At 64.3% G+C, this 15,902-nt stretch carries 11 protein-coding genes and 1 tRNA gene; 5 read left to right on the top strand and 7 right to left on the bottom strand.

Annotated elements, in window-relative coordinates:
* Positions 1–1,620, top strand: a complete 1,620-nt coding sequence (locus NKI29_RS07505) for an ABC transporter ATP-binding protein (RefSeq protein WP_352449088.1) — start codon at positions 1–3, stop codon at positions 1,618–1,620.
* Positions 1,621–1,690: 70 nt separating this feature from the next.
* Here the strand turns inward: NKI29_RS07505 and NKI29_RS07500 are convergent.
* Positions 1,691–1,767, bottom strand: a tRNA-Pro gene (locus NKI29_RS07500).
* A gap of 205 nt (positions 1,768–1,972) precedes the next feature.
* On the opposite strand from NKI29_RS07500, the gene NKI29_RS07495 reads away from it, so the two are divergent.
* Positions 1,973–3,487 carry a phosphomannomutase/phosphoglucomutase gene (locus NKI29_RS07495; RefSeq protein ID WP_502896646.1) on the top strand — a complete coding sequence of 505 codons (1,515 nt, stop codon included), beginning with the start codon at positions 1,973–1,975 and terminating at the stop codon, positions 3,485–3,487.
* Between the two features lie 17 nt (positions 3,488–3,504).
* A complete protein-coding gene (locus tag NKI29_RS07490) occupies positions 3,505–5,775 on the top strand; it encodes an AGE family epimerase/isomerase (RefSeq protein WP_352795764.1) in 2,271 nt (756 codons plus the stop codon).
* Here NKI29_RS07490 and betB read toward each other — a convergent pair.
* The 5 genes from betB to betI are packed head-to-tail and all read right to left on the bottom strand — an operon-like array spanning position 5,739 to position 12,041.
* The gene (gene betB / locus NKI29_RS07485; protein WP_352591574.1) at positions 5,739–7,202 is read right to left on the bottom strand and encodes a betaine-aldehyde dehydrogenase; all 1,464 of its coding nucleotides are present in this window, start codon (positions 7,200–7,202) and stop codon (positions 5,739–5,741) included. The genes NKI29_RS07490 and betB overlap by 37 nt on opposite strands.
* A 59-nt stretch (positions 7,203–7,261) precedes the next feature.
* Positions 7,262–8,914: a choline dehydrogenase gene (gene betA, locus NKI29_RS07480; protein WP_352795763.1), complete on the bottom strand. Its 1,653-nt coding sequence runs from the start codon at positions 8,912–8,914 to the stop codon at positions 7,262–7,264.
* A gap of 3 nt (positions 8,915–8,917) precedes the next feature.
* A complete protein-coding gene (locus tag NKI29_RS07475) occupies positions 8,918–9,925 on the bottom strand; it encodes a threonine/serine dehydratase family protein (protein ID WP_502896654.1) in 1,008 nt (335 codons plus the stop codon).
* Positions 9,925–11,454 (bottom strand): choline-sulfatase, encoded by a 1,530-nt coding sequence (gene betC, locus NKI29_RS07470; protein WP_352569891.1) that lies wholly within the window; start codon positions 11,452–11,454, stop codon positions 9,925–9,927. Before betC ends, NKI29_RS07475 begins: the two co-directional genes overlap by 1 nt.
* Entirely contained in the window at positions 11,451–12,041 is a 591-nt protein-coding gene (betI, locus tag NKI29_RS07465; protein WP_352454288.1) for a transcriptional regulator BetI, read from the bottom strand. The genes betC and betI overlap by 4 nt, the downstream gene beginning before the upstream one ends.
* 224 nt (positions 12,042–12,265) lie before the next feature.
* Here betI and NKI29_RS07460 point away from each other — a divergent pair, with 224 nt between their 5' ends.
* Together NKI29_RS07460 and NKI29_RS07455 are read left to right on the top strand one after the other, a co-directional pair.
* The gene (locus NKI29_RS07460; protein WP_352569890.1) at positions 12,266–13,432 is read left to right on the top strand and encodes an acetyl-CoA acetyltransferase; all 1,167 of its coding nucleotides are present in this window, start codon (positions 12,266–12,268) and stop codon (positions 13,430–13,432) included.
* Positions 13,433–13,458: 26 nt separating this feature from the next.
* Positions 13,459–14,463, top strand: a complete 1,005-nt coding sequence (locus tag NKI29_RS07455; protein ID WP_352569889.1) for an asparaginase — start codon at positions 13,459–13,461, stop codon at positions 14,461–14,463.
* On the opposite strand, the gene NKI29_RS07450 is transcribed toward NKI29_RS07455, so the two are convergent.
* Positions 14,456–15,832 (bottom strand): TIGR03808 family TAT-translocated repetitive protein, encoded by a 1,377-nt coding sequence (locus NKI29_RS07450; RefSeq protein WP_352569888.1) that lies wholly within the window; start codon positions 15,830–15,832, stop codon positions 14,456–14,458. The genes NKI29_RS07455 and NKI29_RS07450 overlap by 8 nt on opposite strands.
* Between the last annotated feature and the right edge of the window lie 70 nt (positions 15,833–15,902).

The following is a 15,902-nucleotide window of genomic DNA, read 5'->3' as shown; positions in this document are numbered from 1 at the left end:
ATGGCCGCTTCCGAAACCATCCTCAGCGTCAAGGACCTTCGGGTCCGCTTCCGCACCCTCGACGGTGTGGTGGAGGCGGTGAAGGGCATCAATATCCACGTCAAATCAGGCGAGACCGTCGCCGTCGTCGGCGAATCCGGTTCCGGCAAGAGCCAGACGATGATGGCGGCGATGAGCCTGCTCGCCTCGAACGGCGAAGCCACCGGCACAGTCGATTATCGCGGCCGCAATCTTTTGACCTTGAGCAAACCCGAGCTCAACAAGATCCGCGGCCGCAAGATCAGCATGATCTTCCAGGAGCCGATGACGTCGCTAGACCCGCTCTATTCGATCGGCAACCAGCTGATCGAGCCGATCCGCAAGCATCGCGGACTTGGCGCCGCCGCGGCGCGCGAGGAGGCGCTCAAGCTGCTGCGGCTGGTCCATATTCCCGATCCGGAGCGGCGGATGAAATCCTATCCGCACGAGTTGTCGGGCGGTCAGCGCCAGCGCGTCATGATCGCCATGGCGCTGGCCAACGACCCCGACATACTGATCGCCGACGAGCCGACGACCGCGCTCGACGTCACCATCCAGGCGCAGATCCTCATGCTGCTCGCCGAATTGCAGCGCAAGCTCGGCATGGCGATCGTCTTCATCACCCACGATCTCGGCATCGTCCGGCGCTTTGCCGATCGGGTCTATGTGATGCGCTATGGCGAGGTGGTCGAGGAGGGCGAGGCGGAAGCGATCTTCGCCAACCCGCAGCACGGCTACACCAAGATGCTGCTTGCCGCCGAACCGACCGGCACCAAGGCGCCGCCGCCTCCGAATGCCCCTGTCCTGCTTGAAGGCAGGAACGTCGAGGTGACCTTCAAGATCGGCGGCGGATTTCTTGGCGGCGAGCCGCTGCTGCTGCGCGCCGTCGATCGCATTTCGATACGGCTGAAGCGCAACCAGACGATCGGCATCGTCGGCGAATCCGGCTCGGGGAAATCGACGCTCGGCCGCGCCTTGCTGCGGCTCCTGCCCAGCGACGGTATCATCCGGCTTGGTGACCGCGACATTTCCCACGCCGACCGCCAGGCGATGCGGCCGCTGCGGCGCGAATTACAGCTGGTCTTCCAGGATCCATTCGGCTCGCTGTCGCCACGCATGACCGTCGGCCAGATCATCACCGAGGGGCTCCTCGTCCACGAGCCCAATCTGTCGGGCAGGCAGCGCGATCTCCGCGCGGTCGATGCCTTGCTCGAAGTCGGGCTCGACCCGAACACGCGCAACCGCTATCCGCACGAATTCTCCGGCGGCCAGCGGCAGCGCATCGCCATTGCGCGCGCCATGATACTCAAGCCTAAAGTGGTGGTGCTGGACGAGCCGACCTCGGCGCTGGACCGCTCCGTGCAGAAGCAGATCGTCGAATTGCTGCGCAAGCTGCAGGCCGATCACGAACTGTCCTATCTGTTCATCAGCCACGATCTCGCCGTCGTGCGCGCCATGGCCGACTACATCATCGTCATGAAGCAGGGCAAGATCGTCGAGGAGGGACCGGCCGAGGCGATCTTCAGCAATCCGCAGGCAACCTATACGCAGACACTGATGGCCGCGGCCATCGACGTGACGCGATTTCGCCTGAGCGCATAGCGCGATCGGTCAGAACTGCGGCGGATGGTGGTTGTTTCGGGAACAAAAACAGCTAAGCCGCTGTTTTTTCTGGTCGGAGTGGCAGGATTTGAACCTGCGACCCCATCGTCCCGAACGATGTGCGCTACCAGGCTGCGCTACACTCCGTGACCAGACCGCGGGCTTATAGCCGCCGCGTTTGGTTACTGCAAGCGCCAATGGCAGCGCTTCTGTCGCATTTCTTTCGCTTTCGCCGCCACGTCATACAGGTTTCAGTTTCCTGTCGCACAAACACGGCTTAAAGGGCATCTGGGTAACCGTCCACTTGCCTCGAAGCACCTGATTCAGCCGCCTGGAGTTTGCAGCCTTGTCGATGAAGATCGTTAGCGATGTCAGACCAAACACTTTTGAGTTTGAAACCTCGGCGCTGATCAAGCCGTCCGGGTTTCGCGAATATGATGCGCGCTGGTGGTTCGGCCATCCCGGCTCGAACGAAACGCCGGAACTCAATCTGATCGGCGTCCAGGCGCTCGGCATGGGGCTCGGCACGCTGATCCGTCGCCTGGGTGCCGGACCCGACATCGTCACCGGTCACGATTTCCGCTCCTATTCGCTTGCCATAAAGCTGGCCCTGGTTTCCGGGCTGATGGCGGCCGGCGCACGGGTCAAGGATGTCGGGCTTGCTCTGTCGCCGATGGCTTATTTCGCCCAGTTCGCGCTCGACACGCCCTCCGTCGCCATGGTCACTGCCTCGCACAACGAGAATGGCTGGACCGGCGTCAAGATGGGCGCGGCGCGCCCGCTGACTTTTGGTCCGGAGGAGATGAGCGCGTTGAAGGCGATCGTGCTCTCAGGCGATTTCGATCTTGTCGGTGGCGGCTCCTATGACTTCGTTGCGGACTTCCGCAAAACCTACCTTGACGATCTGACAGCGGGAAAGGGTATCTCGAGGAAGCTCAAGGTGGTGGCCGCCTGCGGCAACGGCACCGCCGGGGCTTTCGCTCCCGAGGCACTGGAAAGGATCGGCTGCGAGGTGATCCCGCTCGACGTCGAGCTCGATCATACGTTCCCCAATTACAATCCCAACCCCGAAGACATGCTGATGCTGCACGCCATTCGCGACAAGGTGCTGGAAACGGGCGCCGATGTCGGGCTAGGCTTCGACGGCGACGGCGATCGCTGCGGCGTGGTCGACAATGAAGGCAACGAGATTTTCGCCGACAAGGTTGGCGTCATGCTGGCGCGCGACATTTCGCACCTCTATCCCGGCTCGACTTTCGTCGTCGACGTCAAGTCGACCGGATTGTTCATGACGGACAAGGTGCTGCGGGAAAATGGCGCGGTCACCGACTATTGGAAAACCGGTCACTCCTATATCAAGCGGCGCGTCGCCGAACTCGGCGCCGCCGCCGGTTTCGAAAAATCGGGCCATTTCTTCTTCAATCCGCCGATCGGCCGCGGCTATGACGATGGCCTGGTCACGGCCATCGCCATATGCCAGATGCTGGATCGCAGCCCGCAAAGCAGCATGGCCGACCTCTATCGCGATCTGCCGCTGACCTTCGGCACGCCGACCATGTCGCCACACTGCGCCGACGAGCTCAAATACGGCGTCGTCGAGCGGGTCGTAGGCGATTTTCGCAAGATGAAGGACGAGGGCACGGTCTTCGCCGGCCAGAAGATCGCCGAACTGATCACCGTCAACGGCGTCAGGGTCGTGGCGGAGGATGGTACATGGGGGTTGGTGCGGGCATCATCGAACAAGCCGGAGCTTGTGGTGGTGGTGGAGAGCCCGGTATCGTCCGAGCGGCGCCGGCAGATGTTCGAAGCCGTCGATGCGGTGCTGCGCCGCAGCCCCGAAGTCGGCGCCTACAATCAGACCTTTTGAGCACGAGGCTTGTTTTCATGACCGAACGGATCGTCAGTTTTGTGATGAGCGGCGGCGTCGGCTCGCGGCTGTGGCCGTTGTCGCGCGAGGACAATCCCAAGCAGTTCCATGATTTCTCCGGCGACGGCTCAATGCTGGCCAAGACGCTGCGCCGGCTCACCGCGCGGCCGGAAGGCGAAACGCCGGTTTTCCTGATTGCCTCGGAAAGGCATGCCGACCGCGTCCATGCCGACATTGCCGGTCACGAGCTTTCCGGCGGCGGCCCGCTGTTCGAGCCGACCGGACGCAACACCGCCGCGGCCGTCGCCTTGGCAAGCCTGCGCACGCTGTCGGAATTCGGCGACAGCCTGGTGCTGGTGGTGCCGTCCGATCATGAGATCGCGACCCCACAGCAATTCTGGCGGAGCATCGAGGCCGGCACGGCGGCCGCGCGCCAAGGCAGGCTGGTGGTGTTCGGCATCAAGCCCGCCCAACCCGAGACCGGTTACGGCTACATCGAGGTGGCCGGCGAGCGCGATGGCATCTGCGATGTCTCGCGTTTCGTCGAAAAACCCGATCTCGCCACGGCGCAGAGCTATCTCGAGGCCGGCAATTTCTACTGGAACACCGGCATCTTCCTGTTTCGCGCCAGTGCCATGCGCGACGCGTTCATGGCCTTCCAGCCCGACATCTGGAGTGCCACAGAGGCTGCCTACCAGGCTGCGACATCGGATCTTTCCGGCCTCTACATGCCTCTGGATCTCTATGCCGCCATCCCATCGACATCGATCGACTATGCGATCATGGAGCGCGCCAGCGGCATCGCCATGGTGCCGGCCGGCTTTCGCTGGAACGATCTCGGCTCCTGGCAATCGCTGCTCGACGTCGGCCCCTCCGACACGCAGGGCAATGTCATCGTCGGCGATGTCGTCGCCATCGATTGCGAGAACTCCTATATCCGCAGCGACGGCCGCCTGCTGTCGGCCATAGGCCTGAAGGACGTCGCCATCGTGTCGACCGCCGACGCCACTTTCGTTGCTCCGGTCAGTCACAGCCAGAACGTCAAGAAGATCGTCGAGCAGCTCGAAAAAAGCGGCCGCCTTGAGACCAGGTTCACGCCCGCCGACGACCGCGTCATCGAAAGCGGCGCGTGGCAGCGCCGCGTGCACCATTGGCTGTTCGAGGAGACGGTGCCGTTGTGGTCGACGGTCGGCGTCGATGAGCGCCACGGCGGGTTCCACGAGGCGCTCGGCTTCGATGCCGCCCCGCTGATGAAACCCAAGCGCATGCGCACGCAGGCCAGGCAGATCTACGCCTTCGCCGTCGCCAAGGCGCGCGGCTGGAACGGCCCGGCCGATCGGCTGATCAGCCACGGCCTCGAATTCATGGCCAGGCACGGACGTACCGACAATGGCGGCTGGGTACGCACGCTCAACGTCGACGGCACCGTCGCCGACGCCGCCGAGGATGCCTATGACCATTCCTGCGTGCTCCTGGCGCTGGCGCATGCCCATATGTGCGGCAATCCCGATGCGTTGCGGCTTGGCCAGGAGACCTTTGCGTTTATCGACGCGCATCTCGAGGACGAACGCCTGACCGGCTTCCGCGAGACCTCGAGCGGCGAGGGCGAGCGCCGCTCCAACCCGCACATGCATCTGCTCGAGGCATTCCTGGCCTGGCATCAGGCGACCGGCGAGCGCGCCTATCTTCGTCGCGCCGCGCGCATCGTCGATCTGTTTCGCAGCCATTTCTTCGACCCGGAAAGCTGGACGCTGGGTGAGTATTTCGACCATGAATGGCGGCCGGCCCCTGGCGAGAAGGGCACGTGGACCGAACCCGGCCATCATTTCGAATGGGCCTCGCTGCTGGTCGACTTCGCCGGCCGCAGCGGCCAGAGCGGCTTGACCGGCCTTGCCCGGAAGCTTTACGCGTCGGCGATTGCCAATGGCCTGAACCGCGCCACGGGCCTCGCCTACGGCGCCGTCTCGCGGCAAGGACTGCCGCTCGACCGCGTCTCGCGCAGCTGGCCGCAGGCCGAAGCGATCAAGGCGGCGATCGCGCTGGACGGTTCGGGCGGTCCCGACCTGAAGCCGGAGATCGAAGCACGGGTCGGCCGGCTGTTCCGCTGGCACATCAATCCGGCACCGCTCGGCCTGTGGATCGACCGCATCGACGAGCGTGGCCGCTCCTTGGCGAGCGAGGTGCCGGCCAGCATCTTCTATCATCTCGTCTGCGCGCTGACGCAGTATCTGGACGGCACGGCGCCCAAGGATCAGTACGGGCTGGCGACATCCCCGGTCTCGACATAGACCGACTTCAGCTGCGAATAGAGCGCCAGTGCCGCGAGCGAATTCTCGCGTCCGATGCCGGACTGCTTGAAGCCGCCGAAGGGGATTTCGACCGGCGTCAGATTGTAGGCGTTGATCCAGCAGGTGCCGGCCTGCAGTTCGGCGATGACACGATGGGCGCGCGCCAGGTCGCGGGTGAACACGCCGGCGGCGAGGCCGAATTCGGTGTCGTTGGCGCGCTCGATCACCTCGTCCTCGCTGTCGAATTTCAGCACGCTCATGACCGGCCCGAAAATCTCCTCGCGGGCGATGCGCATCGTGTCGACGACACCGGTGAACACCGTCGGCTCGACGAAGAAGCCGCCCTGAAAACCCTGCAGCGAAGGCACGTTGCCGCCGCAGGCGAGCACCGCGCCATCCTGCTTGCCGGCCTCGATGTAAGAGACCACCTTGTCGTGCTGCGCCTTCGAGACCAGCGGCCCCATCTGCGTGTCCGGATCGAGTGGATCGCCGATGCGGATTTTCTTCGTCCGTTCGGTCAGCCTCTCGACGAAATGGTCATGGATGCCGCTCTGCACGAAGACCCGCGTGCCGTTGGAGCAGATCTGGCCGGTCGAATAGAAATTGCCGAGCATCGCGCCGCCGATGGCATTTTCGAGGTTGGCGTCTTCGAAGACGATCAGCGGCGACTTGCCGCCGAGCTCCATCGTTGCGTGCTTCATCTTCGAGCCGGCGAGCGACAGCACTTTGCGGCCTGTCGGCACCGAGCCGGTCACCGAGACCTTTGCGACAACATCATGGCCGACAAGGCCGGCGCCGACATCGCCAAAACCCTGCACGACGTTGAACAGCCCGTCGGGCAGCCCGGCCTCGGTGTAGATTTCGGCGAGCGCCAGCGCTGAAAGCGGCGTGTTTTCCGATGGTTTGAAAACCATCGCATTGCCCATGGCGAGGGCGGGTGCGGATTTCCAGCCGGCGATCTGGATCGGATAGTTCCAGGCGCCGATGCCAACGCACACGCCGAGCGCCTCGCGCCTGGTATAGGCAAAGGGTCCGCCGAGATCGACGGCCTCGCCATTAAAGGTGGTGACGGCACCGCCGAAATATTCGAGGCAGTCGGCCGCCGACGGGGCGTCCGCAACCAGCGTCTCCTGGATCGGCTTACCGGTATCCAGCGTCTCGATGCGCGCCAGATCGGCATTGCGCGCGCGCAAAATGTCGGCGGCACGGCGCAGGATGCGGCCGCGCTCGACCGGCTTCAGCCGAGCCCAGGCCGGCTGTGCCGCACGCGCGGCCTCGATCGCGAGTTCCAGCACGTTCGGCGTCGCCGAGCGCAGCATGGCGATGGTCTCGCCGGTTGCCGGATAGATAACCGGCAGCGCTGCGCCGCGCTCGTCGTCGATATAGCGGCCGTTGACATAATGCGATGCCGTTGGCTGGGCGCGCATGACTGTTCTCCAAATCGTCTTGTCGCGGCATGCGGAATATGCGTCCGCCGGATCATGGCCTATCTGTCCGACACCTGCCAGCGCGGATTGATCCATGGTTCCTGGTTGGACGGTGGCAGCGGCGTACGCCCGAGAATGTGGTCGGCGGCCTTCTCGCCGGTCATGATCGACGGCGCGTTGAGATTGCCGTTGGTGACGCGTGGAAAGATCGAGGAATCGGCGACCCGAAGCCCTTCGACGCCAATGACGCGGCATTCCGGATCGACGACGCGCATCGCATCATCGGCACGGCCCAACTTGCAGGTGCCGCAAGGGTGGTAGGCGCTTTCGGCGTGGTCGCGAATGAAGGCGTCGAGCTCTTCATCCGATTGTACATGCGAGCCCGGCGACAGTTCCTTGCCTCGGTACGGATCGAAGGCCGCTTGCCCGAAGATCTCGCGGGTCAGCCGGATGCAGTGGCGGAACTCCGTCCAGTCGTCCGGATGCGACATGTAGTTGAAGCGGATCACCGGCTTCGATTTGGGATCGGGCGAGCGCAGCGTGACCGAACCGCGCGACTTCGACCGCATCGGCCCGACATGCGCCTGGAAACCATGCGCCTTGGCCGCCGCCTTGCCGTCATAGCGGACCGCGGCCGGGATGAAGTGATACTGGATATCCGGATAGTCGACGCCGGCGCGCGAGCGTACGAAGGCGGCCGCCTCGAAATGATTGGTGGCGCCGAGGCCGGACTTGAAGAACAGCCATTGTGCCCCGATCAGCGCCTTCGAGAACGGGTTCAGCACCGAGTTCAGCGTGATCTGCTTCGTCGATTCCTGCTGGATGTAGAGTTCCATATGGTCCTGCAGATTGCGACCGACGCCGGGCCGGTCGACAATCACCGGAATGCCGTTCTCCCTAAGGTGCTGGCCGGGGCCGATGCCGGACAGCATCAGGATCTTGGGTGAGTTGATCGAGGACGCGGCAACGATCACCTCGCGCCGCGCTCTGATCACCTGAATTCGTTTGCGCACTTCGATCTCGACGCCGGTGGCGCGTTGATTCTCGATGATTACCCGCCGGGCGAAACCCTTGACCAGGCTGACATTTTTCCGCCTCAGCGCCGGCCTCAGATAGGCGCTCGCTGCGGACCAGCGACGGCCGCCGCGGATGGTCTGCTCCATCGGCCCAAAGCCTTCCTGCTTCGCGCCGTTATAGTCGTCGGTCAGCTCGAAACCGGCCTGACGGCCTGCCTTGACGAAGGCGCCGTAGAGTGGGTTCGTCCTCGAGCCGCGCTGCACAGTCAGCGGGCCGCCGTGGCCGCGCCAGCCATTCTCGCCGCCATTGCTATCCTCCATGCGCTTGAAGTACGGGAGCACATCGGCAAAGCCCCAGCCGGTCGCGCCCTGTTCGGCCCAATGGTCGAAGTCGCGGGCATGGCCGCGCACATAGACCATGCCGTTGATCGACGACGAGCCGCCGATGACCTTGCCGCGCGGCGTCGCCAGCACGCGGCCGCCGAGGTGCGGCTCCGGCTCGCTGGCAAAGCCCCAGTCATAGAGGCTCATATTGAGCGGGATCGACAGTGCCGACGGCATCTGGATCAGCGGGCCGATATCGCTGCCGCCATATTCGATGACGATCACCGAATGCTTGCCGTCCTCCGACAGCCGGTAGGCCATGGCCGAACCGGCCGAGCCGGAGCCGATGATGACGAAATCCGCTTCAAGCATGGTTCATGCGCGCCCGTGGTTCATATGCGCAATGAAATCGGCCAGCGAGACGTTGCCGCCGGTTGCCATTACGAGAACGGTCTTGCCGGTGACGTCGACCTTGCCGCCGAGCAACGCCGCCAGCGAAGCAGCGCCGGATGGCTCGAGCACCAGCTTCAGCCGCTCGAAGGCGAGGCGCATGGCGCGCCGCACCGAAGCATCGTCGACGGTGACGCCGCGAACGCCGGCGGCCTTCACCGCTGCGAACGGCGCGTCGCCGGGCCGCCGCGACATCAGCCCGTCGCAGATCGATTTCGGCCCGATCGGCATGGTTTCGATGGCGCCATGCGCCAGCGACGAGCCCATGCCGTCAAAACCTTCCGGCTCGACGCCGATGATCTTCGTGGCTGGCGATAGATAGTGAAAGGCCAGTGAAACACCGCCGATCAGGCCGCCGCCGCCGACCGAGCAGAACAAGAGATCGGCCTCCGCTTGCCTGGCGGCGATCTGGTCGAATACCTCCAGCCCGGCACCGGCCTGGCCGGCAACGATCTCCGGATCGTCGAACGGGTGCAGCAGCGCCAGGCCTTCGCTCGCAGCGATCTCGCGCGCCTTGGCGGCGGCGACTTCCTCACGCGCGCGCTCGCCATGGTCAGTCAGCACCACGCGCGCGCCGTAACCCAATGTGGCGTCGCGCTTGGCGGCCGGCGCGTCGATCGGCATGACGATGGTGACGGGAATGCCAAGCGCTTGGCCAGCCGCCGCTAGCCCCTGCGCAAAATTGCCGGAGGAGTAGGCGACGACGCCCTTTTTGGCTTCGTCAGGCGAGAGCTTCTTCAGCCGCCAGTAGGCGCCGCGCACCTTGAACGATCCTGCCCATTGCAGCGATTCGGCCTTGACGAAGACGCGGGCGGCGCCGGTCTCGCGCGCGAGTGCCGCCGATTCCAGCAGCGGCGTGACCTGCATCGCCTTGGAGGTGACGGCATGGGCCTGCCTGAGATGGTCGAGCGAGGGGACGAGACTATCTGCCATCATTCGCCTCGCGGAAAGCGCTTTTGCTCTTCGAGCAGGTCGAGGTTCATGTGGTTGCGCATGTAGCGCTCCGATGCCTTCTGCAGCGGCTGGAATTCCCAGGGATAATGGGTGCCGTTGCGCAGCGCCGGGTAGACCACCCAGCGGCGTGCCTGGCTGGCACGCACCGCCGCGTCGAAGGCCGCCATGTCCCAGCGCGCCCGCACCTTGTCGGTGAAAGCGGCCACCAATGCCGCATTGGCCGGATCGGCGGCGAGATTGGTCAATTCCTGCGAATCCGATTCAAGATCAAACAGTTGCGGCGGATCGATCTCGCAATGGATGAATTTGTAGCGGCCCTCGCGCATCGCCACCATCGGCGCGTTGGAGCCTTCGGCGGCATATTCCATCAGCACCGGCGCGGAGCGTTTCTTTCCGTTCAGCAACGGCAGCAGCGACTGGCCGTCAGTCCACGGCGCAATCGCGCTGATGTCGATGCCGGCGAGGTCGCAAAGCGTCGGCGTCACGTCGAGATTGGAGACCGGCGTGTCGATCAGGCCGGCGGCGATGCCCTTGCCGGCGATCATCAGCGGCACCCGCGCCGAACCTTCGAAAAAGCACATCTTGAACCACAGGCCGCGCTCGCCCAGCATGTCGCCATGGTCCGAGCAGAACAGGATGATCGTGTCGTCGAGCATGTGTGTGTGCTCGAGCACCGACATCAATTCGCCGAGCTTGTCGTCGAGATAGGAGATGTTGGCGAAATAGCCGCGCCGTGCGCGGCGTATCTGCTCAGCGGTGATGTCGAACCTGTCATAGTCGCTGGCGCGGTAGAGCCGCTGCGAATGCGGGTCCTGCCTGTCGTAAGGAATGAAGCCGACCTCAGGCTCGAGCGCCGGGCAATCCTCGTAGAGGTCCCAGTATTGCCGCCGTGCGACGTAAGGATCGTGCGGATGGGTGAAGGAAACCGTCAAGCACCAGGGCCGATGTGCGGCATCGTCGGAGACGCGGGCAAAATCATAAAGCTTCTGCACCGCATGGAAGGCGACCTCGTCGTCATATTCCAGCTGGTTGGTGATCTCGGCAGTACCGGCGCCGCTGACGGAGCCGAGATTGTGATACCACCAGTCGATGCGCTCGCCGGGTTTGCGATAGTCGGGCGTCCAGCCGAAATCGGCCGGATAGATGTCGGTGGTCAGCCGCTCCTCGAAACCGTGCAACTGGTCCGGCCCGACGAAATGCATCTTGCCGGAGAGGCAGGTGTGATAACCTGCGGTGCGCAGATGATGGGCAAAGGTCGGGATCGAAGACGCGAATTCGGCAGCGTTGTCATAGACCCCGGTGCGTGACGGCAACTGGCCGCTCATGAATGCGGCGCGGCCCGGCGCGCAGAGCGGCGAGGCGGTGTAATTGTTGCAAAAACGCGCCGAACGCGCGGCGAGCGCCTTCAGATGCGGCGCGTGCAGGAAGTCCGCCGGCCCATCCGGAAACAGCGTTCCGTTGAGCTGATCGACCATGACGATCAGGATGTTGGGTCGCTTGGATGTCACTGCTTCTGCCGTCCGCTGAGCTTCGTTTCGAGATAGTCCTCGACCAGTGCAATCGCGGTCGCGGCATCGGGAACACCGTCCTTCAGCGCGCGCCTGATATAGAGCCCGTCGATCAGCGCCGCGGTCGCTTCGGCGACCCGGTCGGCCTCGCTTCTCGGCAGGATGCCGGCCAGCCCGCTGAGCAGATTGGAATGCAGCCGGCGCGCATAGACCTTGAGCAGCCGGCGGAGTGCTGCCGATTTCTGCGCCTCGACATAGAAGGCGAGCCAGGCGGCGATCGTTTCGGGCTGGAACTGGATGTCGGAGAAATTGACCGCGACCACCGCCGAGACGCGCTGGCGCGCCGTGCCGGCCGCGCGAAGTGCACGGCGCGTATCGGCGGTGAGTTCGCTCAGGATGTGCCGCATCGTCGCCAACAGCAATTCGTCCTTGACGCCGAAATAATGGTGGGCAAGCGCCGAGGACACGCCGGCGCGCCCGGCGATTTCCGACATCGTCACATCAAGCGAACCGCGCTCGCCGATCGCCGAGATCGTTGCGTCGATGAGCGCCCTGCGGCGCAACGGCTCCATTCCGAGTTTCGGCATTCCTGCTCCGGCCTATTGGGACAAGATTATTTTTTATTGACGCATCAATCAACAAAAATCCGGCCTGATTTGCTGGCAAAAGCCAGGCACTATGACCAGATGATCAAGATCAAGCGATTGTGCGGTTCTGGCCCCTTCACGAGGCCTGCGAAACGGTTCATGCTTGAACAATGCTGATGCGCGCGCAGTATCGCGTAGCCCGGGTCCACAGGATGGAGATCGCCATGACAGCATGCATCGTCGGCTGGGCGCATTCGCGCTTCGGCAAGCTCGAAGGCGAGACGCTGGAGGGCCTGATCACCAAGGTGGCAGTCGAGGCGCTCGATCATGCCGGCATCGGTCCAGATGACGTCGACGAGATCGTGCTCGGCCACTTCAACGCCGGGTTTTCCGCCCAGGATTTCACCGCGAGCCTGGTCCTCCAGGCCGATGACCGGCTGCGCTTCAAGCCGGCGACCCGCGTCGAGAACGCCTGCGCCACCGGCTCGGCGGCGGTCAGGCAAGGCATCCGCGCCATCGACGCCAATGCCGCCCGTATCGTGCTGGTGGTCGGCGCCGAGCAGATGACGACGACGCCCGGTCCCGATATCGGCAAGAACCTGCTCAAGGCCTCGTATCTGCCGGAGGACGGTGACACGCCGGCAGGCTTCGCTGGCGTCTTCGGCAAGATCGCCCAAGCCTATTTCCAGCGCTACGGCGACCAGTCGGATGCGCTGGCGATGATCGCCGCCAAGAACCACAAGAACGGCGTCGACAATCCCTACGCGCAGATGCGCAAGGATTTCGGCTACGAGTTCTGCCGGCAGGAAAGCGAAAAAAACCCCTTCGTCGCCGGTCCGCTGAAGCGCACAGACTGCTCGCTGGTGTCGGACGGTGCCGCCGCGCTTGTCCTTGCCGACACGGCCACGGCGCTGAAGATGCGCCGCGCCGTCGCCTTCCGCGCCAATGAGCATGTGCAGGATTTCCTGCCGATGTCGAAGCGCGACATTCTCGCCTTCGAAGGCTGCGAGCAGGCGTGGAACCAGGCGCTGAAGCAGGCGGGCGTGACGCTCGGCGACCTGTCCTTCGTCGAGACGCATGACTGTTTCACCATCGCCGAACTGATCGAGTATGAGGCGATGGGCCTGGCCAAGCCGGGGGAGGGCGCCAAGCTGGCCCTGGATGGCGAGACGGCGAAAGATGGAAGGCTGCCGGTCAATCCGTCCGGTGGACTGAAGGCCAAGGGCCACCCGATCGGTGCCACCGGCGTATCGATGCATGTGCTGAGCGCCATGCAGCTTGTCGGCGAGGCGGGCGGCATCCAGGTGCCGGGAGCAAAACTCGGCGGCATCTTCAATATGGGTGGTGCCGCGGTCGCCAACTACGTTTCCATTCTCGACCGGATCAGATAAACCCGCCCGCATTTGCGGGAGGTGACATGGCAAATCCGGTTCTGGTCGAAGTCTTGCGCGGCGCTATCGTCGAGAGCGCCCATCGCGGCGCTGTTGCCGTCTTCGACGCCGACGGCAAGCCCGTCTGGGAGATCGGCGACACGGCACAGCCGGTGTTCCCGCGCTCGGCGGTCAAGGCGATCCAGGCGTTGCCGCTGGTCGAGAGCGGCGCTGCCGATGCCTACGGCTTCGGTGACCGGGAGCTGGCGCTGGCCTGCGCCTCCCATTCCGGCGAGCCGCCGCATGTCGAGCTGGCACGCGCCATGCTGGCGAAAGCCGGCCTCGACGAGACGGCACTCGAATGCGGCGCGCATTGGCCGTCGAGCCACGGGGCGACGCTGGCGCTCGCGCGCGCCGGCCGTGCGCCGAACGCCTTGCATAACAATTGTTCCGGCAAGCACTCAGGCTTCCTATGCACCTGCGTTCACAGCGGCATCGCCCATCGTGGTTACGTCAAGGCTGGCCATGCCTCGCAGGAAATGGTGCGCGAAGCGATGCAGGCGGTGACCGGTGCTGCCCATGACGCCGATCACCGCGGCACCGACGGCTGCTCGATTCCGACCTATGCCGCGCCGTTGCGCAGCTTTGCCCTTGGCTTTGCCCGCATGGCGACAGGTGCCGGCTTCGAGCCGGTGCGCGCCCGGGCGGCGAAGCGGCTGCTTTCTGCCTGCATGGCCGAGCCGTTTTTCGTCGCCGGCACGGGCAGGTCCGACGTCGCGATGATGGAGGCCGCCCCGGGCCGGATTTTCGTCAAGGGAGGCGCCGAAGGTGTTTTTTGCGCCGCCGTTCCGGAGCTTGGCCTTGGCATCGCGCTGAAATGCGACGATGGCGCAGGCCGCGCCGCTGAAGTGATGGTCGCGGCCGTGCTGGCTAAGCTGCTGCACGCCGACCACGCGCTCGCTGCGAAATTGATCGAACAGGCAAATCCGCCCATCGAAAGCCGGATCGGCGCCAAAGTCGGCGCGCTCCGGCCGACGGCCACCCTCAACTGACGTGGTTGCGCTCGACGGTCAGATGCGCATAGCCGGCATTGCCTGATGCGGCGAGGTCGCCGGTCACTCGCTCGGCCCAGCGTTGGCCGACGATCGCGCCGTTCTGGACTCCGTCGATGACATTGTCGGAGATGATTGCCGTCCCGGCACCTTCGACCACGGTGACGACGATGCCGGTCCCCGCCTTGCGGACGATGTTTCCCGTAGCGACCACATTGCGCATGAACGGTCCCCAGCCGATCTGCATGCCGTAGAGCGGTGCATTCTCGACGACATTGCCGGAAACTGTGGTGTCTGCCTCGACGATGATGCCGACGCCGAAGCCGGGCGCATCGGCAGGGTAGGGGCCGCTGGTCGACAGGTTGCGGACTACGTTGCCGGAGCAGACGCCCATGCGCCCGCCTTCGTTGAAATTGACGATCGAAATACCGTTCGCAGCACAATCGACGATGTTGTTGCCGATGACCGCGCCTTCGAATGAGAATTCGGAATACACGGCCGTTTCGCCCGAGCGCGAGCAGGTATTGCCGGTGATCTGCAAATTGCTGGCACTGTTGGCGCGGATCGCCGAGAACGCGCAGTCCGAAACAATATTGCCGGAGATGATGACGTTGCCGGCGCGGAAGGCATTGATACCGTTGCCGTTCTGGCCGGTTCCGCCGCCGCGCGCCTGGATGCGTTCGATCCGGTTGCCGCTGACGATGGTGCCGTCTTCCGCTGCCTGCCAGCGGTGCACGAGGATGCCGCCATTGGCGCAGTCGGAGACGCTATTGCCTGATATTTCCAGGCCATCGGCCTCGACCGAATAGATGCCGGCATCGGCCGCACCGGATATCTCCAAGCGCTGGATGCGGCCCGAGGCGTGTTCGAGCGCCAGACCGTTCTTGCCGCTGCCGGTCATCTGGCAGTTGTCGACGACCAGATGGGCGATGCGGCGCAGATCGAGCAGGCCTTGCGTGTAGTCGCCCATCCAGCGGTTGCTGCCATCGAACACCAGCCCGCTGAGTTCGACATGCTCGGCCCGTTCGGCCATAATGAGATGGCCATTGCCGCCATAGACGATCCGCGATGCGCCCGGCACGCCGGACAGGCGCACGCGGCCGGGCAGCGACAGGTTGGAAACGATATAGATCCCCGGCGGCAGGAACACCGGCATGTCGCGGTCGTGCGCGTCGCGCAGCAGCTTGGTGAAAGCCTTGCTCTGATCGTCTAGCGCGCCGGGCCGGACGCCGAGCTCGGTTGCGTTGATCGCGCTACGCATCGCGGCTTTCTCGATGCCGGGAAGGTTTTTCGCCGCTGCATTGCCGATCGAAAGCCCCATGACGGCAAAGCCGGCGGTCTGCGCAAGCAGCGTTCGTCTGTTCAACATCGGCACAGATCCCTTGCGTCCAACGCTCACGCCGCAGGATTCGTGCCAGACTAGCCCGGTCGAACTCGTG

Source organism: Mesorhizobium sp. M0678, from assembly GCF_040320505.1.
Classification (GTDB): domain Bacteria; phylum Pseudomonadota; class Alphaproteobacteria; order Rhizobiales; family Rhizobiaceae; genus Mesorhizobium.
This window is presented reverse-complemented; position numbering and strand designations above follow the sequence as displayed.

Bases quoted from the DNA above. Each gene is read 5' to 3' on its own strand.
- NKI29_RS07505 (WP_352449088.1), top strand. From the start codon at position 1: ATGGCCGCTTCCGAAACCATCCTCAGCGTCAAGGACCTTCGGGTCCGC.
- NKI29_RS07495 (WP_502896646.1), top strand. From the start codon at position 1,973: ATGAAGATCGTTAGCGATGTCAGACCAAACACTTTTGAGTTTGAAACC.
- NKI29_RS07490 (WP_352795764.1), top strand. From the start codon at position 3,505: ATGACCGAACGGATCGTCAGTTTTGTGATGAGCGGCGGCGTCGGCTCG.
- betB (WP_352591574.1), bottom strand. From the start codon at position 7,202: ATGCGCGCCCAGCCAACGGCATCGCATTATGTCAACGGCCGCTATATC.
- betA (WP_352795763.1), bottom strand. From the start codon at position 8,914: ATGCTTGAAGCGGATTTCGTCATCATCGGCTCCGGCTCGGCCGGTTCG.
- NKI29_RS07475 (WP_502896654.1), bottom strand. From the start codon at position 9,925: ATGGCAGATAGTCTCGTCCCCTCGCTCGACCATCTCAGGCAGGCCCAT.
- betI (WP_352454288.1), bottom strand. From the start codon at position 12,041: ATGCCGAAACTCGGAATGGAGCCGTTGCGCCGCAGGGCGCTCATCGAC.
- NKI29_RS07460 (WP_352569890.1), top strand. From the start codon at position 12,266: ATGACAGCATGCATCGTCGGCTGGGCGCATTCGCGCTTCGGCAAGCTC.
- NKI29_RS07455 (WP_352569889.1), top strand. From the start codon at position 13,459: ATGGCAAATCCGGTTCTGGTCGAAGTCTTGCGCGGCGCTATCGTCGAG.
- NKI29_RS07450 (WP_352569888.1), bottom strand. From the start codon at position 15,832: ATGTTGAACAGACGAACGCTGCTTGCGCAGACCGCCGGCTTTGCCGTC.